This is a genomic window from [Clostridium] celerecrescens 18A (genome assembly GCF_002797975.1).
GTDB classification, from domain to species: domain Bacteria; phylum Bacillota; class Clostridia; order Lachnospirales; family Lachnospiraceae; genus Lacrimispora; species Lacrimispora celerecrescens.
On the sequence record NZ_PGET01000001.1, the window covers coordinates 973475 to 997111 of the forward strand.

At 45.8% G+C, this 23637-nt stretch carries 23 protein-coding genes; 20 read left to right on the forward strand and 3 right to left on the reverse strand.

Features of this window, described 5'->3' with window-relative positions; all coding sequences use genetic code 11:
* Positions 1-6: 6 nt before the first annotated feature.
* Complete coding sequence (locus tag H171_RS04580) at positions 7-663, reverse strand: phosphatase PAP2 family protein (RefSeq protein WP_100307419.1); 657 nt, start codon at positions 661-663, stop codon at positions 7-9.
* A 330-nt stretch (positions 664-993) separates the two neighbouring features.
* Here H171_RS04580 and H171_RS04585 point away from each other — a divergent pair, with 330 nt between their 5' ends.
* The 3 genes from H171_RS04585 to H171_RS04595 all read left to right on the forward strand — a co-directional run bounded on the left by H171_RS04585 (position 994) and on the right by H171_RS04595 (position 3600).
* Positions 994-1473, forward strand: a complete 480-nt coding sequence (locus tag H171_RS04585; protein WP_100304094.1) for a COG2426 family protein — start codon at positions 994-996, stop codon at positions 1471-1473.
* Positions 1474-1497: 24 nt separating this feature from the next.
* A complete protein-coding gene (locus tag H171_RS04590; protein WP_100304095.1) occupies positions 1498-2184 on the forward strand; it encodes an NUDIX domain-containing protein in 687 nt (228 codons plus the stop codon).
* A 135-nt stretch (positions 2185-2319) separates the two neighbouring features.
* A complete protein-coding gene (locus tag H171_RS04595; RefSeq protein WP_100304096.1) occupies positions 2320-3600 on the forward strand; it encodes a serine hydrolase in 1281 nt (426 codons plus the stop codon).
* Positions 3601-3646: 46 nt separating this feature from the next.
* On the opposite strand, the gene H171_RS04600 is transcribed toward H171_RS04595, so the two are convergent.
* The gene (locus H171_RS04600; RefSeq protein WP_100304097.1) at positions 3647-3922 is read right to left on the reverse strand and encodes a helix-turn-helix domain-containing protein; all 276 of its coding nucleotides are present in this window, start codon (positions 3920-3922) and stop codon (positions 3647-3649) included.
* A gap of 94 nt (positions 3923-4016) precedes the next feature.
* On the opposite strand from H171_RS04600, the gene H171_RS04605 reads away from it, so the two are divergent.
* The 11 genes from H171_RS04605 to H171_RS04660 all read left to right on the forward strand — a co-directional run bounded on the left by H171_RS04605 (position 4017) and on the right by H171_RS04660 (position 15914).
* Positions 4017-4235: a hypothetical protein gene (locus H171_RS04605; protein ID WP_100304098.1), complete on the forward strand. Its 219-nt coding sequence runs from the start codon at positions 4017-4019 to the stop codon at positions 4233-4235.
* 77 nt (positions 4236-4312) lie between these two features.
* A complete protein-coding gene (locus tag H171_RS04610; protein ID WP_100304099.1) occupies positions 4313-5167 on the forward strand; it encodes a metallophosphoesterase in 855 nt (284 codons plus the stop codon).
* 84 nt (positions 5168-5251) lie between these two features.
* Positions 5252-6085, forward strand: a complete 834-nt coding sequence (locus H171_RS04615; protein ID WP_100304100.1) for a segregation and condensation protein A — start codon at positions 5252-5254, stop codon at positions 6083-6085.
* Positions 6069-6719, forward strand: coding sequence for an SMC-Scp complex subunit ScpB (gene scpB, locus H171_RS04620; protein ID WP_100304101.1), 651 nt, complete (start codon positions 6069-6071; stop codon positions 6717-6719). Before H171_RS04615 ends, scpB begins: the two co-directional genes overlap by 17 nt.
* 67 nt (positions 6720-6786) lie before the next feature.
* Positions 6787-7224, forward strand: a complete 438-nt coding sequence (locus H171_RS04625) for a dUTP diphosphatase (RefSeq protein WP_100042302.1) — start codon at positions 6787-6789, stop codon at positions 7222-7224.
* A 50-nt stretch (positions 7225-7274) separates the two neighbouring features.
* Positions 7275-8054, forward strand: coding sequence for a tetratricopeptide repeat protein (locus H171_RS04630; RefSeq protein ID WP_100304102.1), 780 nt, complete (start codon positions 7275-7277; stop codon positions 8052-8054).
* Between the two features lie 13 nt (positions 8055-8067).
* Positions 8068-9339, forward strand: coding sequence for a GTPase HflX (gene hflX / locus H171_RS04635; RefSeq protein ID WP_100304103.1), 1272 nt, complete (start codon positions 8068-8070; stop codon positions 9337-9339).
* A gap of 321 nt (positions 9340-9660) precedes the next feature.
* Positions 9661-12027: a ribonucleoside triphosphate reductase gene (locus H171_RS04645; RefSeq protein ID WP_100304105.1), complete on the forward strand. Its 2367-nt coding sequence runs from the start codon at positions 9661-9663 to the stop codon at positions 12025-12027.
* Between the two features lie 182 nt (positions 12028-12209).
* A complete protein-coding gene (locus H171_RS04650; protein ID WP_100304106.1) occupies positions 12210-13577 on the forward strand; it encodes a sodium-dependent transporter in 1368 nt (455 codons plus the stop codon).
* A gap of 247 nt (positions 13578-13824) precedes the next feature.
* Entirely contained in the window at positions 13825-14646 is an 822-nt protein-coding gene (locus H171_RS04655) for an oxygen-binding di-iron domain-containing protein (RefSeq protein ID WP_100304107.1), read from the forward strand.
* A complete protein-coding gene (locus tag H171_RS04660) occupies positions 14643-15914 on the forward strand; it encodes an HD-GYP domain-containing protein (protein WP_100304108.1) in 1272 nt (423 codons plus the stop codon). The genes H171_RS04655 and H171_RS04660 overlap by 4 nt, the downstream gene beginning before the upstream one ends.
* A gap of 79 nt (positions 15915-15993) precedes the next feature.
* Here H171_RS04660 and H171_RS04665 read toward each other — a convergent pair whose 3' ends face one another.
* Positions 15994-16434: an RrF2 family transcriptional regulator gene (locus H171_RS04665; protein ID WP_100304109.1), complete on the reverse strand. Its 441-nt coding sequence runs from the start codon at positions 16432-16434 to the stop codon at positions 15994-15996.
* A gap of 167 nt (positions 16435-16601) precedes the next feature.
* On the opposite strand from H171_RS04665, the gene H171_RS04670 reads away from it, so the two are divergent.
* From H171_RS04670 to H171_RS04695, 6 genes are all read left to right on the forward strand, one after another.
* Entirely contained in the window at positions 16602-17960 is a 1359-nt protein-coding gene (locus H171_RS04670) for an MATE family efflux transporter (RefSeq protein ID WP_207655174.1), read from the forward strand.
* Positions 17961-17976: 16 nt separating this feature from the next.
* Positions 17977-19887 (forward strand): NAD(+) synthase, encoded by a 1911-nt coding sequence (locus H171_RS04675; RefSeq protein WP_100304110.1) that lies wholly within the window; start codon positions 17977-17979, stop codon positions 19885-19887.
* A gap of 14 nt (positions 19888-19901) precedes the next feature.
* On the forward strand, positions 19902-20681 hold the full coding sequence (locus H171_RS04680) for a TrmH family RNA methyltransferase (protein WP_100304111.1): 780 nt from the start codon (positions 19902-19904) through the stop codon (positions 20679-20681).
* Between the two features lie 216 nt (positions 20682-20897).
* Positions 20898-21338, forward strand: coding sequence for an NfeD family protein (locus tag H171_RS04685; protein ID WP_100307421.1), 441 nt, complete (start codon positions 20898-20900; stop codon positions 21336-21338).
* A gap of 1 nt (position 21339) precedes the next feature.
* On the forward strand, positions 21340-22278 hold the full coding sequence (locus tag H171_RS04690; protein ID WP_100304112.1) for an SPFH domain-containing protein: 939 nt from the start codon (positions 21340-21342) through the stop codon (positions 22276-22278).
* 146 nt (positions 22279-22424) lie between these two features.
* Positions 22425-23591, forward strand: a complete 1167-nt coding sequence (locus H171_RS04695; protein ID WP_100304113.1) for a patatin-like phospholipase family protein — start codon at positions 22425-22427, stop codon at positions 23589-23591.
* Positions 23592-23637: the final 46 nt, after the last annotated feature.

The window sequence follows — 23637 nt, forward strand, 5'->3', positions numbered from 1 at the left end:
TATGTTTTAACTGATTGCTTTTTCGGTAACTTTCTCCCTGCTGGGAACAAAGGAGTCAGAGTATACAAAGTGGTACATCACATAGGCCATAACCAATGAACCAAGACCGTCAAAGGCAGAATGCTGTTTTAAGAAAACAGTTGCAAGGCTGATGGAAATCATCAGGATCAGGGAACCGGTCTTCACTGAACGGTATTTTCTTAATCGTTCACTGTGAAGGACTGCAATGTGTACACAAATAGAGTTATAAACATGGATACTGGGGAATACATTGGTACAAGTATCCGTGGAATAAAGAACCGCTACAATATCTGAGCAGATATTTTTCCCTGGATCAATCACTGGTCGGAAATCCGTACCGTTTGGAAACACGGTGCAGATCACCAGACTGATGGTCATCCCAGTAAACAGCATGGTACACAGTCTGTAATAATCTTTTACATCAGTATAAAAAAAGAATAAAATAGCAGAAGCTATATAAACAAACCATAAAAGATATGGAATAATGAAATATTCATTAAAAGGAATCAGGTCGTCTAAAGCAACATGCATGATATAGTAGTGGTTAGTCACCGACTTTTCCAGGTAAATAAACCACGGAATATAGATAAAGGCGTAGCCGAGGATCCAGACATGCCTGTACCTGTGAAGCAGATTTTTCATATAAGTCATCTTTCTCCGTTCTGGCGATTGGTATCATGATTATCAACTTTGGAGGATTATATCATACTCGTTTTGACAGTACAATAGTATTTTACAAATGTTAATATTTAATTCAGAGAAGATTAAGCGAAAGGTTCGTTTTTGCTGCCGGTATTCCATGGACAGTCCTTCCTTCTTTCTATAATATATGGTATATGCAGAAAGGGGTATGCCCTGCTCTGCTTCATCCCGCCGCTCGATGGCAAATATAATCTTTTTATAAAATGGTTGATAGACGGTCAAACTTTGTGTATAGTATAAAGGCAGACTTTTACACGAAAGGAATGGAATATGTTACAAAAATATATGACCGTTTTCTTAATCTCCATGGTTCCGCTGATAGAGCTTCGCGGTGCAATTCCATATGCAACAGTGATGGGACTTCCGCTTTTTCAGTCCTATATCGTTGCGATTCTTGGAAATATGCTTCCGGTACCTATCATATACCTGTTTGCCAGGAAGGTTCTGGAATGGGGAGCAGATAAGCCAGTGATCGGCGGCTTTTTTTCCTGGTGCCTGGAAAAAGGAAAGCGTGGCGGCGAAAAACTGCAGGCGAAAGCTGGACAGGGGTTGTTTATTGCACTTTTGTTATTTGTGGGAGTTCCCCTTCCGGGAACAGGTGCCTGGACCGGCACTTTGGCAGCCAGCCTGCTTGATATTGATTTTAAATCCAGTATTTTAGCCGTGATGGGAGGCGTCCTGGTGGCAGGAGTTATTATGGGACTTGCCAGTGCAGGAGTTTTAGGGGCGCTTCAGTCCGTGATTTTCTAAGATACTGGTAGGAAGAAGGGCAGAATGGAACGAAGGAATGAAGAGGGATTAACGGAAAAAGAGTTTCTTTTGCAGTATCGTCCGGGGAATTATGAACGCCCGTCGGTGACCGTGGATATGCTGATTTTTGCGGTGGATGAGGAAGAGATGGAAACTGAAGCTCTTTTCATTAAGCGGAAAAACCATCCATGCATCGGACAATGGGCGATTCCGGGAGGTTTTGTAAATGTGGATGAATCCCTGGAGGCCGCAGCAGCCAGGGAGCTGGAGGAAGAGACTGGGTTAAAAGCTATTTGTCTGGAACAGCTCTATACATGGGGGAGCGTGAAGCGTGATCCCAGAACAAGAGTCATTTCAGTATCCTATATGGCCGCAGTACCTAAGAATCAGCTGACTCCAAAGGCCGGAGATGATGCCGAAGAAGCCTGTTGGTTCCAGGTGAAGAAAAAGAAGCTCTCTGAACTGGAGAATGGAGCCACCTATGCGCTTACCATTGAAAATGAAGAGGAACATATTTTTATGAGCTATCGGATTACCGAAACCTATGAGCGTCAGGGAATGATGTGGAAAAAGGAAACGGAGATCGATCTTTTGCCGGCCATTGATGTGCTGGATCAGGAAAAGCTGGCATTTGACCATGCTGAGATCTTAAACGTTGCAATGGACCGTTTGGAAGAATTGGAAAAAGAATATAGCGATCAGATTTTTTAGCAGATCACACCGCCTGATTCAGGCGGTGTTTTTAAGTTATTGTAAGAAAATTTTAATCGGAAAATTATGGATTTTATGCTATACTGTTATAAGAAAAGATTCTTGCATGCAGAAATATACAGGAGATAACAGGATATGGCAAAAAAATCATGCAGGCTATGGAGCCTGGTAATCAGTATCAGCATTCTGGCGTCAATACCATCATATGGTGAGACGCCCCTAATACAGCCGTTTCCGGGAACCGCGGGACAGACAGAGTCGGGAAGCGTGCCGTCGGGAAACACGTCTGGTGAGATCGGACCTGGAGTCGGCGCCGGAACCGGCGGGGGAAGTACTCAGACGGGAAACACTCCCAATACCGGAGGAACATTACCTGCTGACATAAAACAGCCGGCCATTCAATCGGAAGGTGCGATCCTTATGGATGCATCTACAGGAACCCTGCTTTATTCAAAGAACGGGGAAACAAGATACTATCCTGCCAGCATTACAAAGCTTATGACTGCCCTACTTGTTGCAGAAAAGTGTAATTTGTCAGAAACAGTGACATTCTCAAAGGCTGCCACCACAAACCTGGAATCAGGTGCGGTGACGCTGGGACTTACGGAGGGGGACAAGCTGACGGTAGAGCAGAGCCTCTACGGACTCATGCTAAAGTCTGCCAATGAAGTGGCCAATGGTCTGGCAGAGCATGTTTCAGGAAGTGTCAGCGCGTTTTCTGCCCTGATGAATGCCCGGGCAAAGGAGCTTGGCTGTACTGGAACCAATTTTGTCAACCCCAATGGACTTAACAGCTCCAGCCATTATACCACACCTCATGATATGGCCCTTATTGCCAGAGCTGCTTATCAGAATGATACGGTGAAAAAGATATCCTCTACCTTAAGTTACCAGATACCGGCCACAAAGAAGGCTTCGGCCAGAACAGTGACTATGGGGCATAAGATGCTTAATCCGGGAGATTCCAGATATTATCCGGGAGTAATAGGAGGTAAGACAGGCTTTACTTCCCTGGCCGGCAATACCTTAGTCACCTGTGTGGAAAAGAACGGCGTCCGGCTGATTGCGGTTATCATGAAGAGTAAATCCACTCATTATGAGGATACAAAATCTCTGCTTGATTATGGATTTGCCTTAAAGGCTGCCGGGGGGACAGCACAGGCTTCTTCCCAGGGCTGGGTCCAGGACGGGACGAAATGGTATTACGGAAAGCAGGATGGTAATAAGGCCTGCAACGAGTGGCAGAATATAAACGGAGTGTATTACTGGTTTGGTACTGATTCTTATATGGCGGCAAGCCGATGGGTGGAGAGCAATGGAAAATGGTATTATCTGGGAGCCAATGGAGCCATGCTTAAGGATACCATTACGCCCGATGGATACCGCCTGGACTCTTCCGGAGCCTGGATGCGGTAGGAACATGGATTTTTTGGCATAGAAAAAGAGCCTAAAGGCTCTTTTTCTATGCCAAATCCTCTGAAGGAGCATTGTCCTGTTTTGTATCCGCTTCGCATTCTGACATCAGGGTGGCCTCGCTTATATCGGCCCGGTATTCCATGATTTCTTCGACATCGCAGTCCAGAATCCTGCAGAGCATATCAATGGTATGAGTGGAAACGAAGTTATTTTTCTTAAGCCGCCCGATTTGCCCGGCACTGACCTTGCAGTACTTTATCAGATGATACTGGCTGATGTTTTTCTTTTTCATGGTTTCCCATAGTCTGTCATAAACAATCATGATTTATCACCTCTGTCCTTAATTAAACCGTGATTATCCAGTATTGCATATTATCCATAAGTGGTTTATATTATGGAAAAGGAGGATTATATCTATGAAAAAGAAAATATTTAACGTGATTTTTTATCTTATCTGCTTTTTTGTACTCTTCAAATCCATTTATCACCTTGCGTTTACAGTCCCGCCGGCTCCGGGAGCTCCAGGTTACCAGGAATATTATTACGGTACCATTGTCATGAGTATCGGCATCGGGCTTATGGTTATCGTACCCAATCTCATCATAGAATATCTGATGGGCAACTGGTCTTCTTAGACTTGACGCAGACAGGCCCTTCATTGTATGATGAACAGAAAGCAGGAAAAGAATGAAGGAAGAAGAGGAGAGATCAGATGGGGTTTGCTTCCGTAGCTATCTGCGCCGCAGTAGGCGCAGGCTTATATTTGCGTTCTGAGTATGAAAAAGAACAGCTTAGCATAGAGAGAACTGTTTTGGAAAGCGCTAAGATAAAAACGGATCGCACCATTGTGTTCCTATCCGACCTTCATGAACACCGGTTTGGCGACGGCAATGAAAGGCTTCTGGCCGCTGTGGATGAGGCGGCTCCTGATCTTGTGCTGGCAGGCGGCGATATGATCATCAGCAAGGGGAAAGCGGATATGGCCGCTGCCTTAGAGCTTTTGGAAAAGCTGGCAGGCAAATATCCTGTCATTTGCGGCAATGGCAATCATGAGAACCGTCTGCTTTGGGAACATCAGGTGTACGGAGAAGCATATGAAGCTTATGTGCACAGTTTAAAAAAGCTTGGAATCAAAGTTCTTGATAACCGGACGGAATGGTATGGAGAAGATATTGCTGTTACCGGGATTGATTTAAAAAAAGGGGCTTACCGGAAGTTCCATCCGGATCGTTTATCAGAGGAAGAGATTGAACAAAAGGTGGGAAAGGCATCGAAGGAGCGGTTTCAGATTCTGCTGTGCCATTCTCCCCTTTATTTTTCCTCATGCAGAAGCTGGGGAGCAGATTTGACTCTGTCCGGCCACTTTCATGGGGGAACCATAAGGCTCCCGTACCTTGGAGGGGTCATGACGCCTCAATATCAATTTTTCCTTCCGTACTGTGCCGGTGAGTTTACAGAAGATGGGAGGCATATGATCGTGAGCAGAGGGCTTGGGACCCATTCCATCAATATCCGCTTAAACAACAAACCTCAACTGGTAGTGGTGGATTTAAAAATGAAATCATGATTTTGGGCCTTCCATATATTTACAGATGAAGTAGGATTTGATATACTTGTCAAAGGCATGTCTTAATCTGCCTTGGAGGATTTTATGGGAATCTCTTATAAACTGGATAATTTCGAGGGGCCGCTTGATTTACTGCTTCATTTGATCGAGAAGAATAAGGTGAATATCTACGACATTCCCATAGCGACGATCACGGAGCAGTACCTTGACTTTGTAAATCACATGGAAACAGAGGATTTAAACATTGTCAGCGAATTTCTTGTCATGGCTGCGACCCTCATTGATATAAAGGCGCGCATGCTGCTTCCCAGGGAGACCAATGAGGAAGGCGAGGAAGAGGATCCAAGGGCCGAGCTTGTGGCACGTCTTTTGGAATACAAATATTATAAATATATGTCCATGGAGTTAAAGGACCGGGAAGTGGGGGCTGAACGTCTGCTGTATAAATCCCCTTCCATTCCTCCTGAGGTGGCAAAGTACGAACCTCCGGTGGATTTGGACAAGCTCCTTGACGGGCTTACCCTGGCGAAACTCCAGGAAATTTTCCGGGCGGTTACGAAACGAAAGTCGGACCGTGTGGATCCTATCCGCAGCCGGTTTGGCAATATCCGGAGGGAATCCATAAGCCTGGAGGACAAGATAAAATCGGTCATGGATTATGCCAGAGTGCACCGGAAGTTTTCTTTCCGCGGGCTGCTTGAGCAGCAGCCGGACCGGATCCTGGTTGTTGTGACATTTTTAGCGCTTCTGGAGCTCATGAAGATCGGCAAGATCAGGCTGACCCAGGAGCATTTGTTTGATGACATGTTCATTGAAACCCTGGAACCAGAAGGGGAAGACGGGGAACTGGATTTGTCGGAACTGCAGGATGAAGGGGAAGGAATTAAGGGAGAGGAAATCGATGGAATCGATGGATAAGGATACTCTTTTGGCCGATGGGCCGAAGAAGAGCACAAAAGAAGAAAAGGTGTGGGAAGCCGTGATCGAGGCGGTTCTCTTTACCATGGGAAATTCCGTTGAACTTAAGGCTCTTGCCGCTGCGATTGAACAGGATGAGGCCACGGCTAAGGAAGTGGTTCTCCGTTTGATGAAGCGCTATGATACGGGGAAAAGAGGGATGCAGATCCTTGAACTGGAAGACAGCTACCAGATGTGCACGCGGTCTGAATATTACGAGAACTTGATCCGTGTGGCATCTGCGCCTAAAAAGCAGGTTCTTACGGAAGTGGTTCTGGAGACGCTGTCCATCATAGCTTACAAGCAGCCTGTGACAAAGCTTGAAATAGAGAAAATCAGGGGCGTTAAATCGGATCATGCGGTCAATAAACTGGTGGAATACAACCTGGTATATGAAGTGGGCCGCGTGGATGCTCCAGGCCGTCCGGCACTATTTGCCACCACAGAGGAATTTTTAAGAAGATTTGGCATCGGATCTACTCAGAATCTTCCGGTTGCGGATCCTGTTGTAACAGCTGAGATACGGATGGAAGTGGAAGAAGAGCTTTCTGAAAGCGGTGATCTGCTTCCGGAAGAAGATAAAAAAGATGATTAACATTAGGAAGACACCCCTTTCAGGGATACCTTTATGCCGAAAAGATGGGCAGGAAAGAGGAAATAAGATGACACAAACCATAAGAATTAAATATTTTACGGATAAAATAGAACGATTACGCTACATTGACGGCAAATCTGACTGGATTGATCTGCGGGCAGCACAGGAAGTGGAGATGAAGGCAGGCGAGTTTAAACTGATTCCCCTGGGGATAGCTATGGAACTGCCGGCTGGATTTGAAGCCCATGTGGTTCCAAGAAGCAGTACATTTAAGAATTACGGCGTGATCCAGACCAACAGCATGGGAATTATTGATGAGACATACTGCGGGGACAATGACCAGTGGTTTTTCCCTGCCTATGCGTTGCGGGATACGGTGATCCATGTAAATGACCGCATCTGCCAGTTCCGCATTATGGAGCATCAGCCTGCTTTATGTTTAGAAGAAGTGGAACTTCTGGGACATGAGGACCGCGGCGGCCATGGAAGCACAGGAAAACAATGATATTGGTGAGATAGTGGCGAATCGAACTTCTTAAAGTTGGAGATAATAGCATGAGAAGAAAGACAGGATATGCGGCTGCCATCCTAGGGCTGGCACTGACAGTTACCATAGCAGCTGGCGGCTGCGGAAAAAAAGAAAACAAATATTCTTACCGGGCCGCAGGAATCGAGGCTCTTAACCAGGGCAATTATGACAATGCCGTGGAAGCGTTTGATCAGGCCATCGACTCATCCAAAGGATTAGTTGGGAAATTTGATGTGGATGTATTAAAGTACCGGGCAGAAGCCGAATACCTGGCAGGAGACTATTCTTCCGCCGCAGATACCTATGGCATACTCATAAAGGTGGATAAAGAACGGCCGGAATATTTAAATCTGCGTTCCGTTTCAAGGGCAGGGGCCGGCGATTTAAACGGTGCCATAGAGGACTATAAGAAAAGCGCTGAACTGGATAAAGAGAAAAAGGCACCGGGCAGGATGAAAGCCCTGCTGGCTGCAGGAGCAGCCATGGAAAAGGCCGGAACGGCTTCTGATGCCATGAGCCTCTATGAGGAAGCCCTTAGTGAAGGGGAAGAAAGCGCACAGCTTTATAACCGGATGGGCTTATGTAAGATGGCTGATGAAGATTGGGATGGAGCAGCCGAATATTTTAAGAAGGGCCTTTTAACAACCGACAGTTCAGAGGTCCCGGAACTTTTGTTTAATCAGGCGGTTGCCGAGGAGCGTAAAGGGGAATTTAAAACAGCCCTGGATCTGATGCAGCAGTATGTCTCAGCTCACGGCCCTGATGAGGAAGCGGAGCGGGAGATCACATTTTTAAAGACAAGATAGGTTGGGATGATTGATGGCAGAGCTGATTGAGTTAAAGGAAATAGAAGAACGGGTAATCCTGGTGGCAGTAAGTACCGAGGATGAGAATGACACAAAGGCGTCCCTTGACGAGCTGGAAGAGCTGGTAAAAACGGCTGGAGCCGTTACCGTGGATAAGATAATCCAGAACCGGGAGAGAATCCATCCGGGGACTTATCTGGGAAAAGGAAAGATTGAAGAAATAAAGGACCGTATCTGGGAGCTAGATGCAACCGGAATCGTCTGCGACGATGAACTGTCTCCGGCCCAGCTTCGTAATTTGGAAGAGGCCCTGGATACAAAGATCATGGACCGGACCATGGTGATCCTGGATATTTTTGCTTCCAGAGCCACCACCAGGGAAGGGAAGATCCAGGTGGAGCTGGCACAGCTTAAGTACCGGTCGGCCCGTCTGGTGGGCCTTAGAAGCTCCTTGTCCCGTCTGGGAGGCGGAATCGGTACCCGCGGACCCGGAGAGAAAAAGCTGGAAATGGACCGCCGTCTGATCCATGACAGGATCGGAATGCTAAAGGCCGATTTAGAGGATGTGAAACGTCACAGAGAAGTTGTCAGGCAGCAGAGGGATAAAAACCATGTTCCTACCGCCGCCATTGTAGGCTATACCAATGCCGGGAAATCCACCTTGTTAAACAGGCTTACAGATGCCGGGATACTGGCTGAGGATAAGCTGTTTGCAACCCTGGATCCAACCACAAGGAATTTAAGCCTGCCGGGCGGGCAGCAGATTCTTTTAACGGATACGGTAGGATTTATCAGGAAGCTTCCCCATCATTTGATCGAAGCTTTTAAAAGCACCCTGGAGGAAGCCAAGTACAGCGATATCATCCTTCATGTGGTGGACTGTTCCAATCCCCAGATGGACATGCAGATGTATGTTGTGTACGAAACGTTGAGGGAGCTTGGGGTTTGTGATAAGGTGATGGTTACAGTGTTCAATAAGATCGATACGGCAGAAGGCGGTGTGATCCTGAGGGATGTATCTTCCGATCACCAGGTGAGGATCTCTGCAAAAACCGGAGAAGGCCTTGACGAACTTTTAAATCTTTTAGAAACCATTCTTAGAAACCAGAAAATATATCTGGAAAAGGTTTATTCCTATAAGGAAGCAGGGAAAATCCAGCTGATCCGCAAATACGGGCAGCTGCTTAAGGAAGAGTATCAGGAAGACGGAATTCTGGTGAACGCCTATGTGCCATCGGAGCTGTTTGCCTCTCTGGCAGACAATGCCGATGCCTTTAATGAATGAAAAAACACAATATGTGGATTCGTATTAAAAAACCAATCCACATATTGTGTTTTTTCTTTTCTTCTGCTATAATGTTACTTATCAGGAATCGCTTTTAAAGTCTCTGATAAAAGGCAGTATATTTTCTGCCGTACATACGATTATCGGATTTGTTTTTTATTCCGGTAATGTTATAGCTTATCAGAAATCGGTTTTAAGATTGCTGATAAAAGGCAGTATTTTTACTGCCGTACACCCGATTATGAAAACTTGTTTTCATAATGTACTGTATGATAAAAATAGGAACATAAGGGGTTTTGCAGAGGAAAGGAGTTTAGTTTTATGATCCAGGTGGTAAAAAGAGATGGGGAAAGTGCTGAATTCAGTCTGAATAAAATCACGGAAGCGATTAAAAAAGCATTTAAAGCCACTCAAAAGGAGTATAACAATGAAATACTGGAACTGCTGTCTCTTCGGGTAACTGCTGATTTTCAGGGGAAGATGACAGGAGGCCAGATCGCGGTTGAACAGATTCAGGACAGTGTAGAACACGTTCTTGAGCAGGCGGGATATACCGATGTGGCGAAGGCTTATATTTTATACAGGAAGCAGAGAGAAAAGATACGGAATATGAAGGATACCATTCTGGATTACAAAGCTGTGGTGAACAGCTACGTAAAGGTAGAGGATTGGCGTGTCAAGGAAAATTCCACTGTTACCTATTCCGTCGGAGGGCTGATATTAAGCAACTCCGGTGCGGTTACGGCGAATTACTGGCTGTCTGAAATTTATGACCAGGAGATCGCTAATGCACACCGGAACGCGGATGTCCATATTCACGATTTGTCCATGCTCACCGGATACTGCGCCGGCTGGTCCTTAAAGCAGCTTCTTCTTGAGGGACTTGGCGGAATACCGGGAAAGATCACTTCTTCCCCTGCAAAGCATTTATCCGTACTTTGTAACCAAATGGTTAATTTCCTGGGAATCATGCAGAATGAATGGGCAGGAGCCCAGGCCTTTTCTTCTTTTGATACTTATCTGGCTCCTTTTGTAAAGGCTGACGATTTATCCTACCGGGAAGTGAAGAAATGCATTGAATCCTTTATCTATGGCGTGAATACGCCAAGCCGTTGGGGAACTCAGGCTCCGTTCTCTAATATTACTCTGGACTGGACCGTTCCTGCTGATATGGCAGAGCTTAACGCAATCATTGGCGGTGAAGAAGCGGATTTTAAATATAAAGACTGCAAGGCTGAGATGGATATGATCAATAAGGCCTTTATTGAAACCATGATAGAGGGAGACGCCAATGGGCGGGGCTTCCAGTATCCCATTCCTACTTACTCCATTACCAGGGATTTTGACTGGTCCAATACTGAAAATAACCGGCTGCTGTTTGAGATGACCTCCAAGTACGGTACCCCTTACTTTTCAAATTATATAAACAGCGATATGGAGCCAAGCGATGTAAGAAGTATGTGCTGCCGCTTGCGACTTGATTTAAGAGAACTTAGAAGGAAAACCGGCGGATTCTTCGGTTCCGGCGAAAGCACCGGTTCCGTGGGCGTTGTAACTATCAACATGCCAAGAATCGCTTACCTTTCTCATAATGAGGCTGATTTTTACAAGCGCCTGGATCATATGATGGATATTTCAGCCCGGTCATTAAAGACCAAGCGGGAGGTCATAACAAAACTTTTGAATCAGGGACTCTATCCTTATACGAAACGCTATCTGGGCAGTTTTGAAAATCATTTTTCCACCATTGGCCTGATCGGTATGAACGAAGTTGGCTTAAATGCCAAGTGGCTGGGCCAGGATATGACGAATGAAAAAACCAGACAGTTTACAAAGGATGTGTTAAATCACATGCGTGAAAGGCTGTCGGATTATCAGGAAATCTACGGAGACTTATACAATCTGGAGGCAACCCCGGCAGAGTCTACCACATACCGTCTGGCAAAGCATGACAAGAAGCATTATCCGGATATCAAAACAGCAGGAAATCCGGGAGATACCCCTTATTATACCAACAGCTCCCACCTTCCTGTGGATTATACGGCAGATATCTTTGATGCGCTTGATATTCAGGATGAGCTGCAGACCCTCTATACATCAGGAACCGTATTCCATGCATTTCTGGGAGAGAAGCTTCCTGACTGGGAAGCTGCGGCAAAGCTGGTACACACCATTGCGGAGAATTACAAGCTGCCTTATTATACCCTGTCGCCGACCTATTCCATTTGTTCGGAGCACGGATATCTTTCCGGCGAGCATAATGTATGTCCGGTCTGCGGAAAAAAGGCTGAGGTATACAGCAGGATCACCGGATACTACCGGCCGGTGCAGAACTGGAATGAGGGTAAAACCCAGGAATACAAGAACCGGACAACATACGATCCAGTCCGCTCTGTACTGAAAAAAGAAGCTGCTTTAGAGAACCAGGATAAGACATCGGTGAAAAATGCGGAGATCCCGGCCGGTACCTATCTCTTTACGACTAAGACCTGCCCGAATTGCCGGATGGCAAAACAGTTTTTACAAAACATGGATTATGAAGTAGTAGATGCAGAGGAAAATGCAGAGCTTGCCACAAAGTTTGGGATTATGCAGGCCCCTACTCTGGTGGTTATAAAGAACGACCAGATCCAGAAGATCACCAATGCTTCTGATATCAGGAAGTTTGCGGAAAGCACGATCTGCTGAAAGGAACCCCTTCCTCCGTCAATCCATCATTAAGATATGGTAGTCAGTAAAAAGATTCTATGCTATAATGGCATGGAATCTTTTGTCATTTCAAGCATAAATAGGGATGCCGGAATATAAAAAGAACGGACCCCGTTTGGAAAGATGGCAGAAAAAATGTGACTGAAGAGGAGCTTAGAAAGATGAAGAGAGAAAAATTTTCATCACGACTGGGATTTATCCTGATCTCAGCAGGATGTGCCATTGGCCTTGGAAACGTCTGGCGATTTCCGTATATTGTAGGCCAATACGGAGGAGCGGCTTTTGTTTTGATTTATGCGGTGTTTCTGCTCATTTTGGGCCTGCCTATTGTGGCAATGGAATTTGCCGTGGGACGTGCCAGCCAGAAGAGTATCGCTTTGTCTTATGATGTGCTGGAGCCAAAGGGCAGCAAATGGCATTATGCCAAGTACCTGGGGATGGCGGGAAATTACATTCTTATGATGTTTTATACCACGGTTTCCGGCTGGATGGTTCTATATTTTTTTAAGATGGCTAAGGGAGATTTTGTGGGTCTTGATGCGGAAGGAGTAGCCGGGGAGTTTGGGAACATGCTTGCGAATCCTGTTATCATGGGGATATTTATGATCATCATGGTAGTCGGCTGCTTTTCTATTTGTGCAAGAGGGCTTCAGGGCGGCGTGGAAAAGATCACAAAATGGATGATGTTATGCCTGTTGGGCCTAATGGCCATACTGGCCGTTCATTCGGTGCTCATGGAAAACAGCAGGGCAGGACTGGAATTTTACTTAAAGCCTGATTTTAATAAGATCAGGGAAGCAGGGATCGGTGAAGTCATATTCGCTGCTATGGGACAGGCTTTTTTCACCTTAAGCATTGGAATCGGTGCTCTTGCCATCTTTGGAAGCTACATCGGAAAGGATCACAGGCTGGCAGGAGAAGCCATCAGTGTGGCTGTTTTGGATACCTTTGTGGCTTTTATGGCGGGACTTATTATTTTCCCTGCCTGTTTTGCATTTCATATCGAGCCAGGGCAAGGGCCAAAGCTGGTCTTTGTGACGCTGCCTAACGTATTTAACAACATGGCAGGCGGAAGACTGTTAGGCAGTCTGTTTTTCCTTTTTATGTCATTTGCAGCTATTTCCACGGTAATTGCAGTTTTCCAGAATATCGTATCTTTTGCAACGGATTTAACTGGATGCACCGTAAAAAAAGCGGTGTGGATGAATGCAGCAGCCATTATCCTTTTATCTCTGCCCTGCGTGCTTGGATTTAATGTGTGGAGCGGATTTATGCCTTTTGGCGAAGGAAGCAATGTGCTGGACTTGGAAGACTTTATTATCAGCAATAACTTACTTCCCTTAGGAAGTCTGATCTATCTGGCTTTCTGCACCTCCAGATATGGCTGGGGATATGAGAATTTCATGAAGGAAGCCAACGAAGGAAGGGGAATCCGCTTTCCCAGATGGGCAAGGGCTTATGTAACGTTTGTTCTTCCTGTTATTGTTCTGGTGATCTTTATCCAGGGCTATGTGGCTAAATTCTTTTAAAAGGCTAAGTATAACCGTATTTCAGCACAGAGGCCCGCAGGCCAAACCCTGCGGGTCTCTGTGCTGTTATCCGGCCTTGTGGTAATCTGATTATTTTAAACGGCAGGCTGGAAAAAATAGACTTATAAAAATAAATATGGTATATTATGTCATAATATGCAGTATTTACATGGCAGAATTTTTATGCCGAACGGCATGCCATAGAAGGAAAGGAACGCAGCCAATTATATATTGGAGGACAATACAAATGAATAAGCAGGATTTGAATTACAAAGAGTATGTCGAAATTGCAGAAGGGATTTACTGGGTAGGCTTTTTTGACGAAAGTGCAGGTCTTCACTGCAATCCTTACCTAATAGTAGACGGTGGTGAAGCAGTGCTCATCGACAGCGGAAGCCGTGATGATTTCAGCACAGTTATGTTAAAAGTTATGCGCACGGGAATCAGCCCGGGCAAGATCAGCCGCCTGATTTATCAGCACTATGATCCGGATTTATGCGGTAATATTCCCCATATAGAAACGCTCATTAACAGCGAAGATTTAAAAATTATTTCCCATCATGAAAACAATATTTTCATCAATTATTATTCCATGAGTACACCGAAGCAGTGCATTGAACAATTAGGATTTCATTTTGAATTTGCCAGCGGCAGGCGTCTTGAATTTATCAGGACGCCTTATTCCCACTCACCGGGCAGCTTCATTACTTATGATGTGAAGACAAAAACATTATTCAGCAGCGATATTTTCGGAAGCTACGATTACAACTGGGACTTATATACAAGGATCGGCACGGAATGCAGGGACTGTACGCCTTTTAAGATCTGTCCCATCACCCGGAAAGCATGCCAGATAAAGGGAATTCTAGACTTTCACCAGCGAATTATGCCATCGAAAAAGGCGCTGCAGTATGCCCTTGAACGGATAGAGGAGCTGGATATTTCCCTGATCGCACCTCAGCATGGAAGTATCCTTGATACTCCTGCGGCGCAGGAAGCCGCAATCAGACAGCTGAAAGAATTGACCAATGTGGGGATCGACTATTTTCTTAAGGAGGAAGAAAATTGAGGCGGACGGACGCAGCCCTGCTGGGACAAAGAATAGGATTGGAACGGTCGGGTTCAGATGAATATGTAAAAGCCATGCTTGACCATTTTGTAAAACAGGTGGATAACCAGACTTATACCAAACTGGTCTCGGAGATCATGGAGCGGTATGTTGACGTGTCAAAACAGCTGGAAATAAAGAGCAGGGAATTGGAGAAAAGTGACGCCTCCCGCCGGGAAGCCCAGGAAATTGCACTAATAGGAAACTGGGAACTGAGCCTTTGCACAAAAAAGCTATGGTGGTCGGACACCATGTACAGAATCCTGGAGACAGACCAGTCCGTAGAACCGGATCTGATGGTTTATTTTCAAAAGGTTTATCCTGATGATAAAAAACTGGTGAATCAAATTTATCATGATATGCAAAGCGGAATGGTGCCTGCTGAATACCGGTACCGGCTGTTGATGGAGGGAGACCGGATCAAGTGGGTTCAGATCCGGTTTGTGGGATCAAAGGATTCCAATGGAATGCTTGCCAAAGTCCATGGCACGATCCAGGACATCACCAGTACGAAGGCGATTGAGGAAAAGCTGGAGGAATATAATCATCATTTAGAAGATCTGGTACAGAAAAAGGTGGCGGAGGTATCCGCTTCTCAGATGGCCACGATCCATGCGTTAGTAAAGCTTTCGGAGTCCAGGGATGATGAGACAGGAGAGCATATTGTCAGAACGTCACAATACTGCAGACTCCTTGCGGAAAAACTTTGGGAAATGGGGGCTCATAAGAAGGAAATAGACCGGGCCTTTATAGATGGTATCACCCAGGCCAGTCCTTTGCACGACATTGGAAAGGTGGGAATTCCGGATGGGGTTCTGCTAAAGCCCGGCAAATTGACACCAGAGGAATTTGAGATCATGAAAACCCATACCACCATCGGATATCAGACCCTGGCCAGCATTGAAAAGAAGGATACAGGAAGCGCATTCATCAAAGTCGGTAAGGAAATCACACTTTGCCATCATGAAAAATGGGATGGGAGCGGATACCCAAAGGGGTTTAAAAGGGAAGAAATTCCAATATCAGCGCGTATTATGGCTTTGGCCGATGTGTATGACGCGCTGCGCTCAAAACGTGTGTATAAAGAGAGTTTCTCCCACGAGAAAAGTTTGGGGATTATTACTCAGGGAAGAGGCAGTCATTTTGATCCTCTTTTAGTAGATCTTTTCCTTGAACATGATTCCTCTTTCCGCGAAATATTCGATGGGACTTTAACTGGCAAGGAATAAACGGCTGAATGAATTTAAGTTTCAAAAAGTTCGTGTTTTCCTCTGACGTTGGAGAACACGAACTTTTATATGCCATTGTTTAGATTTCGTAATAATTGGCCTGGCCATCCAGCCTTTTTTGTTCTTCCACCAAATCTGCCAGGGTGATGCCGTCTACCACATCGGAGATCGCATGATCCAGCTTTTTCCATACCATGAGTGTGGCACAATTATGGGAACGGCTGCAAGGGTTGACTTCATCTTCCAGACAAGATACGGGAACCAGACTTCCCTCAGCAAGGCGCAGGATCATGCCGACGGTATACTCCGAAGGATCCTTTGTCAGATAATAACCGCCCTGGGCACCCCTTCTGCTTTTCACGTACCCGGCCCTGCTTAAGATGGTGACGATCTGTTCCAGATATTTATCCGATATTTCCTGGCGTTCCGCCACCTGATTGATTTTTGTGCATTCGCCCGGATGAAGTGCAAATTCAAGCATCATACGAAGGGCGTAGCGTCCCTTGGTAGAAAATTTCATGGTAAAAAATCCCCTTCCTAATTATTCTTATCTGTTTAGTAGGATATAAAAATATTGTACACGAAACCACCTGGAAAGTAAACCTCAAATTATCCGGCTTCCCAATTCATGAAAATGGATGTATACTAATATTCATTGGGGAATTGGGAAAAGAAGGGAGGAAATTTGTGAAAAAAAAGCAAAGTACAAACCAGATTATTATGACGGAAGGCGAAATCTGGAAACAGCTCCTTGCTTTTTCTGTGCCTCTTCTGGCCGGAAACTTATTTCAGCAGCTTTATAATACCGTGGACTCCGTGGTAGTTGGCAATTTTATCGGAAGCGATGCCCTGGCTGCCGTAGGTTCAAGCAACTCTCTGATCAATTTGATCATTGGCATGTTCATGGGAATCGGCACAGGTGCAGGCGTCATCATATCCCAGTATTATGGGGCAAGGGATGAGATGAAGCTTCACTGGGCGGTTCACACCAGCATGGCATTAAGTTTGATGGGAGGCCTGATCCTGATCGTATTAGGGGTGCTTATGTCACCTTTTATTTTAAGCTGGATGGGGACGCCGGAAAAGGTCATGCCCAGTTCAGTAGCGTATTTAAGAATATTTTTCTGCGGTTCTCTGTTTAATATTGTATACAATATGGGAGCAGGAATTTTAAGGGCAGTGGGAGATTCCAAAAGGCCTCTTTATTATCTTTGCGTGTCTTCTGTGATAAATATCGTCCTGGATCTGGTTTTTGTGGTGGTCTTTGGTATGGGTACAGCAGGAGTGGGGTATGCAACAGTTATAGCCCAGGCAGTCTCTTCAGTTCTGGTCGTATGGGCATTGGTTAAAACAGAAGATATCTACCAGCTTGTTCCGGGGAAAATAAGAATAGACAGGAGGATGATGGTGCGTATTTTAAAGCTTGGCATTCCAAGCGGAATCCAGCAGTCTATTATTTCCCTGTCCAATGTCATTGTTCAGGCAAATGTCAACAGCTTTGGCTCTGCCGCTATGGCGGGATTTGGCGCTTATAGCAAGATTGACGGATTTGCCATGCTCCCCCTTCAAAGTTTCTGTATGGCGGCTACCACCTTTACCGGACAGAATATCGGAGCAAAAAAACCAAAACGGGTAAAGCAGGGGGTGTTTCAGGGCATTGCCATAAGTATGGCATATACGGCATTCATTTCAGTAATTTTATATCTGAATGCAGAACATATCCTTAAAATCTTTTCAACGGATGAAGACGTTATTGCCTATGGATATTCCACCATGCTGGTACTGCTTCCTTTTTACTGGACCATAGCCATTCACCAGATTTTAATGGGCAGTATCCGGGGCAGCGGGCGGACAATGGTATCTATGCTGATCGGCGTGGGAAACATGTGTATACTGCGTATGATCTATATTAATCTGCTGGTGCCATTTTTCCCCAGTTTTGGAGCGGTGATGTGGTGTTATCCTATAACATGGATTACAACCATGCTGATGGACTGTGTTTACAGCATAAAGGCCAAGTGGATTCCAAATGGTAGCAATGAATAGATAGGAGATAAAAGAGATGAAACATGGATATATCCGGGTTGCCGCGGCAACCCCTGATGTAAAGGTAGCAGACCCGGAATTTAACAGGGAGCGGATTTGTGAGCAGATAAAAGAGGGAATTAAACGTGAGGCAAAACTCATGGTGTTTCCGGAGCTTTGCCTCACGGCCTATACCTGCGGCGATTTATTTGGGCAGGATGCCCTGTTAAGAAAGGCCCGAAAGGAGCTTAAAGAGATTTTAAAGGCTACGGAAGGCTACGATCTTCTATGCTTTATAGGCATGCCCTGGGAATGGGGAGGAAAGTTATATAATACGGCCGTTGCCATACAAAACGGCAGGATTCTAGGGATCGTACCAAAGACGAATCTACCCAATTATTCAGAGTTTTATGAACTGCGTTATTTCCAGCCGGGAAACGATATACCTGTGATGGTAAAATGGGAAGATGAACTGATTCCCATGGGTGCCAATATTCTTTTTGCATGTGAGGACATTCCCCAGCTTATCGTGGCTGCGGAGGTCTGCGAGGATGCATGGGTTCCAAATCCTCCATCCATCCGCCATGCTACCGCCGGAGCAACGGTGATCGTAAACTGTTCTGCCAGCGATGAGACAACAGGTAAGGATATTTACCGGAGAAGCCTTATCACGGGACATTCTGCCAGTCTGGTATGTGGTTTCATCTATGCCAACGCAGGAGAGGGTGAATCCACTCAGGATCTTGTATTCGGCGGCCAGAACCTCATAGCAGAAAATGGCTCTCTGCTTGCAGAATCCAAACGTTTTGGAAATGAAACCATATACGGGGATATGGACTTGGAGAGGCTGATTCATGAAAGACGGCGGATGACAACCTTTCCCAAAGCCGACCATACGAATTATACGGTGGTTTCTTTTAAAATGAAGAAAAAGGAACTGGACTTAAAGAGATCCATTGATCCAAGGCCCTTTGTCCCGGACAATGAGAAGGAGAGGAACAGAAGATGTGAGGAAATTCTTTCCATACAGGCTATGGGCTTAAAAAAGAGGCTTGCCCATACTGGCTGTAAGCATGCGGTGATAGGAATATCCGGAGGCTTAGATTCCACCCTTGCCCTTCTTGTGACAGTCCGGGCCTTTGATATGCTGGAAATCACCAGAAATCAGATCCATGCGGTGACCATGCCCTGTTTCGGAACAACGGACCGTACCTATCAGAATGCATGCACCCTGACCAAAACCCTTGGAGCTGAGCTTATAGAGGTGAATATCAGGGAAGCCGTAAGCCTTCATTTCCGGGATATTGGACACAGGGAGGATGTTCACGATGTAACCTATGAAAACTCCCAGGCCAGGGAGAGGACCCAGGTGTTAATGGATATGGCAAACAAGCTGAATGGAATGGTCATAGGAACGGGTGATATGTCTGAGTTAGCTCTAGGCTGGGCAACCTATAACGGCGACCATATGTCCATGTACGGAGTGAATTCATCGGTGCCGAAGACCCTGGTGCGCCATCTGGTACACTACTATGCGGATACCTGCGGGGAAGAGTCTTTAAGCGGTGTGCTTCTTGATGTTTTGGACACGCCTGTTAGCCCGGAACTTCTTCCGCCTCAGGATGGAGAGATTGCCCAGAAGACAGAGGACCTGGTAGGCCCTTATGAGCTTCACGATTTCTTCCTGTACCAGATCTTAAGGTTTGGCTGCCGGCCGGAGAAGGTATACCGCATGGCGGTCTACGCCTTTACAGGTAATTATGAGAAGGAAGTCATTTTAAAATGGTTAAAGGTATTTTACCGCAGATTTTTCAGCCAGCAGTTTAAGCGTTCCTGCATGCCTGACGGACCCAAGGTAGGTTCTGTGGCAGTATCCCCAAGGGGAGATTTACGCATGCCAAGTGATGCCGTAAGCCGCCTGTGGCTGGAAGAACTGGAAAATTTATAAAAGAGAGGTACGTTATGATAACCAGCAGTGCCAATGCAAGGGTGAAACAGGTGATGAACCTGTCAAAGAAGGCCAAAGTCAGAAATTTAAACGGCCTCTTTGTAGCGGAAGGCCTTCGCATGTTTAAGGAAATTCCGGTGGACAGGATCGACAGCGTATTTGTATCGGAAGGTTTTTTAAAGGCTGAAGACCATAAAAGGCTTTTGTCAGAAGTGAAGTACGAGGTTGTTTCGGAGGATGTGTTTAAGGTCATGTCAGATACCCAGACACCTCAGGGGATTTTAGCCATTGTCAGGCAGCATGCCTTTAAGGAAGAGGACTTGCTGGCTGCACCTGGCCCTTTGTTTCTGATGATTTTGGAAAACATTCAGGACCCGGGGAATCTTGGAACGATTCTCAGGGCCGGGGAAGGAGCTGGAATCACCGGTGTGCTCATGAGCGATACTACGGCGGACGTTTATAATCCAAAGGTAATCCGTTCCACCATGGGATCAGTTTTCCGCGTTCCATTTGTTTATACGAAAGACCTTACGGCCTCTTTAAAGGCCCTAAAAGCCGGCGGGGTCAGATTGTATGCGGCACATTTAAATGGCAGGAATAATTATGAAAAAGAGGATTATACTGTTGATACAGGCTTTTTAGTGGGAAATGAAGCAAACGGCCTGACAGATGAAACGGCAGCGCTGGCGGATGCTTATGTAAAGATCCCCATGAAAGGGAAGGTAGAATCCTTAAACGCGGCGGTTGCGGCCTCTGTATTGATGTTTGAGGCTGCCAGACAGCGGCGGATGTAACTGTCAGAAAATTGTAAGGCTTTTTACTGCAGAAATATTGAGAAATATTGGAACATATAGTATGATAGAAGTAGTTCAGCCATATTGAGACATGTGCCCTTCGTAAATATGTTCTTTCCGACAAATTATGAATGGCGTGGCTAAACGATAACGCATGTCCACAGATAGATTTGCCAGGCAGCTTTGCCTACAATGGCAGGGAAGGGGAATGATAAGATGGCAGCAGTCTATTGGCTTATTGTATTTGTAGTGCTTCTTGGAACTGAAGCGGTAACCATGGCCTTAACGACCGTTTGGTTTGCGGGAGGAGCATTGGTTGCATTTGTGCTGGCGCTGTTTGGGGTAAATACCCAGGTGCAGCTGGCGGTATTTGTAATTGTATCATTTGTTCTTCTTTTCTTTACCAGGCCTTTTGCTTTAAAGTATGTAAACCGGAACACGGTAAAGACCAATTGGGAAAGTCTCATTGGAAAAAAAGCCAGGGTTACGGTTGAGATTAACAATGCGGAGAGCAAAGGTGCAGCGATCCTAAACGGCCAGGAGTGGACGGCCAGGGCGTTGGAGGACGACAAAGTATATCCCGTTGATGCTATGGTGGAAGTAAAGGAAATAAGAGGCGTAAAATTAATTGTGAGTATGGAACAGGAGGAATTATAATATGGGACCAGTTGGATTTACAGCAGTTATTATTATATTGATTGTTATTCTTGCGTTATTGTCATCCTGTATCAGGATCGTTCCCCAGGCGCAGGCCCTGGTTGTAGAGCGTTTGGGCGCTTTCCTGGAAACATGGTCCGTAGGCGTTCATATTAAGATGCCTATTCTTGACCGGGTGGCCAAAAGAGTAAATTTAAAAGAGCAGGTGGCAGATTTCCCGCCTCAGCCGGTTATCACCAAGGATAACGTTACCATGAGAATTGATACGGTAGTATTTTTCCAGATCACAGACCCGAAGCTTTATGCATACGGCGTTGAGAATCCCATCATGGCCATTGAAAATCTGACGGCTACGACCCTTCGTAATATCATTGGTGACCTGGAACTGGATCAGACGTTAACCTCAAGAGAGACGATCAATGCAAAGATGAGAGAAACCCTTGATATTGCCACAGACCCATGGGGAATTAAGGTAAACCGTGTGGAACTTAAAAATATCATGCCTCCGGCAGCGATTCAGGATGCCATGGAGAAACAGATGAAGGCAGAGCGGGAACGCCGTGAAGCCATCTTAAGGGCGGAAGGAGAGAAGAAATCCACCGTTCTTGTAGCGGAAGGAAAGAAAGAATCCGCTATTCTTGATGCGGAAGCTGAAAAGCAGGCTGCGATCCTTCGTGCAGAAGCAGAGAAGGAGAAGAGAATCCGTGAGTCAGAAGGCCAGGCGGAGGCAATCCTTAAGATCCAGCAGGCAAATGCTGATGGAATCCGTATGATCAAGGCTGCCGGTGCGGATCAGGCAGTTTTAGTCCTTAAGAGCCTGGAGGCATTTAAGACGATTGCGGACGGTAAGGCGACCAAGATCATTATCCCTTCTGAGATTCAGGGCCTGGCTGGGCTGGTTTCTTCCATTACGGAGATTCCAAAGAATCCGGTGGAATAGTTATTATACTTCCATTTAAACACACCGCAGCAGGGGGCAGATGCCCTCTTGCTGCGTTTTTAGCATAATTTCTCTGATTCTGCCCATGCTTGTTGGGCATAGAGGTATACCCGCAGGTGTTTCCTTATAGTGTGAAAGGAGGGCTTATGGAACTGAAACTGGATTTAAGCAGAGCGTATGGACTGGTGCTTGAAGGCGGAGGAGCCAAGGGAGCTTACCAGATCGGTGCCTGGAAGGCTCTGAGGGAAGAAGGAGTAAAGATAAGGGGAGTTGCAGGTGTTTCCGTTGGCTCCTTAAACGGTGCTCTTATTTGCATGGATGATCTGGAACGGGCGGAAGAGATATGGAAGAACATTGAGTACTCTCATGTTATGTCGGTAAACGATGAGACCATAAAGGCGTTAAAGGAAAAGGATTTCAAGTCCTTAAATCTACAGGAGCTGATAAGCAGCGGACTGCAGATCGTAAAGGATGGCGGATTTGATATCACACCTCTGAAAAATCTCATTGAGGAAGTGGTGGGAGATGAGGAAAAGCTCAGAAATTCTGACAGGGAACTTTATACCGTAACGTATTCGGTTTCAGACAGGAAGGAAATAGCCGAGGATATTATAAAAAGCGATGCAGGATCCATCAAGGATATGCTGCTGGCCAGCGCTTACTTCCTGGCTTTTAAAAATGAAAAGCTGGGCGGAAAACGGTATATGGATGGCGGAGGAGTCAACAATGTCCCCATTAATGTTCTTATTGATCATGGGTATGAGGACATCATTGTGATCCGCATCTATGGTCTGGGGTTTGACAAAGAAAGGGTGACTGAGATACCGGAGGGGATCCGTGTGTATCACATTGCTCCCAGACAGGACCTTGGGGGAATCCTGGAGTTTGATAAAAAGCAGACGAGAAAAAATATGACTTTGGGATATTTTGATGCAAAAAGGTTCTTATATGGACTTTGCGGGCGTATTTATTATATTGATGCACCAAATACGGAACCCTACTATTTTGATAAGATGATGTCGGAAGTGGAACTTTTTAAAATATATATGCAGGATACACTTAATGAGGAAGGAATGGCTGCTCTGACGGGGTACCGTGCCTTTACGGAAACGTTATTCCCCAGGCTGGCTGTGGAATTTAAGCTGAAGGAGGACTGGGATTACAAGGATATGTACTTAGGCCTGTTGGAAGATCTGGCAAAACGTTTGAAGGTCAAACGATTTCAGATTTATACGGTAGATCAGCTGATGGAGGAGATCAGAAAGAAACTCCGGTCCCTTGACAAGGTGAAACCGCAGCAGCAGGGGATATAGTCTGAAAGAAAAACACCTTTCCCCCCCTTTTTGTGAATTGACCGGG

Coding starts and splice junctions, on each gene's coding strand:
- H171_RS04690 (WP_100304112.1), top strand. CDS start 21,340: ATGGGACCAGTTGGATTTACAGCAGTTATTATTATATTGATTGTTATT.
- H171_RS04630 (WP_100304102.1), top strand. CDS start 7,275: ATGAGAAGAAAGACAGGATATGCGGCTGCCATCCTAGGGCTGGCACTG.
- H171_RS04665 (WP_100304109.1), bottom strand. CDS start 16,434: ATGAAATTTTCTACCAAGGGACGCTACGCCCTTCGTATGATGCTTGAA.
- H171_RS04585 (WP_100304094.1), top strand. CDS start 994: ATGTTACAAAAATATATGACCGTTTTCTTAATCTCCATGGTTCCGCTG.
- H171_RS04595 (WP_100304096.1), top strand. CDS start 2,320: ATGGCAAAAAAATCATGCAGGCTATGGAGCCTGGTAATCAGTATCAGC.
- H171_RS04655 (WP_100304107.1), top strand. CDS start 13,825: ATGAATAAGCAGGATTTGAATTACAAAGAGTATGTCGAAATTGCAGAA.
- H171_RS04600 (WP_100304097.1), bottom strand. CDS start 3,922: ATGATTGTTTATGACAGACTATGGGAAACCATGAAAAAGAAAAACATC.
- scpB (WP_100304101.1), top strand. CDS start 6,069: ATGGAATCGATGGATAAGGATACTCTTTTGGCCGATGGGCCGAAGAAG.
- H171_RS04650 (WP_100304106.1), top strand. CDS start 12,210: ATGAAGAGAGAAAAATTTTCATCACGACTGGGATTTATCCTGATCTCA.
- H171_RS04610 (WP_100304099.1), top strand. CDS start 4,313: ATGGGGTTTGCTTCCGTAGCTATCTGCGCCGCAGTAGGCGCAGGCTTA.
- H171_RS04615 (WP_100304100.1), top strand. CDS start 5,252: ATGGGAATCTCTTATAAACTGGATAATTTCGAGGGGCCGCTTGATTTA.
- H171_RS04645 (WP_100304105.1), top strand. CDS start 9,661: ATGATCCAGGTGGTAAAAAGAGATGGGGAAAGTGCTGAATTCAGTCTG.
- H171_RS04605 (WP_100304098.1), top strand. CDS start 4,017: ATGAAAAAGAAAATATTTAACGTGATTTTTTATCTTATCTGCTTTTTT.
- H171_RS04685 (WP_100307421.1), top strand. CDS start 20,898: ATGGCAGCAGTCTATTGGCTTATTGTATTTGTAGTGCTTCTTGGAACT.
- hflX (WP_100304103.1), top strand. CDS start 8,068: ATGGCAGAGCTGATTGAGTTAAAGGAAATAGAAGAACGGGTAATCCTG.
- H171_RS04680 (WP_100304111.1), top strand. CDS start 19,902: ATGATAACCAGCAGTGCCAATGCAAGGGTGAAACAGGTGATGAACCTG.
- H171_RS04590 (WP_100304095.1), top strand. CDS start 1,498: ATGGAACGAAGGAATGAAGAGGGATTAACGGAAAAAGAGTTTCTTTTG.
- H171_RS04580 (WP_100307419.1), bottom strand. CDS start 663: ATGAAAAATCTGCTTCACAGGTACAGGCATGTCTGGATCCTCGGCTAC.
- H171_RS04695 (WP_100304113.1), top strand. CDS start 22,425: ATGGAACTGAAACTGGATTTAAGCAGAGCGTATGGACTGGTGCTTGAA.
- H171_RS04675 (WP_100304110.1), top strand. CDS start 17,977: ATGAAACATGGATATATCCGGGTTGCCGCGGCAACCCCTGATGTAAAG.
- H171_RS04625 (WP_100042302.1), top strand. CDS start 6,787: ATGACACAAACCATAAGAATTAAATATTTTACGGATAAAATAGAACGA.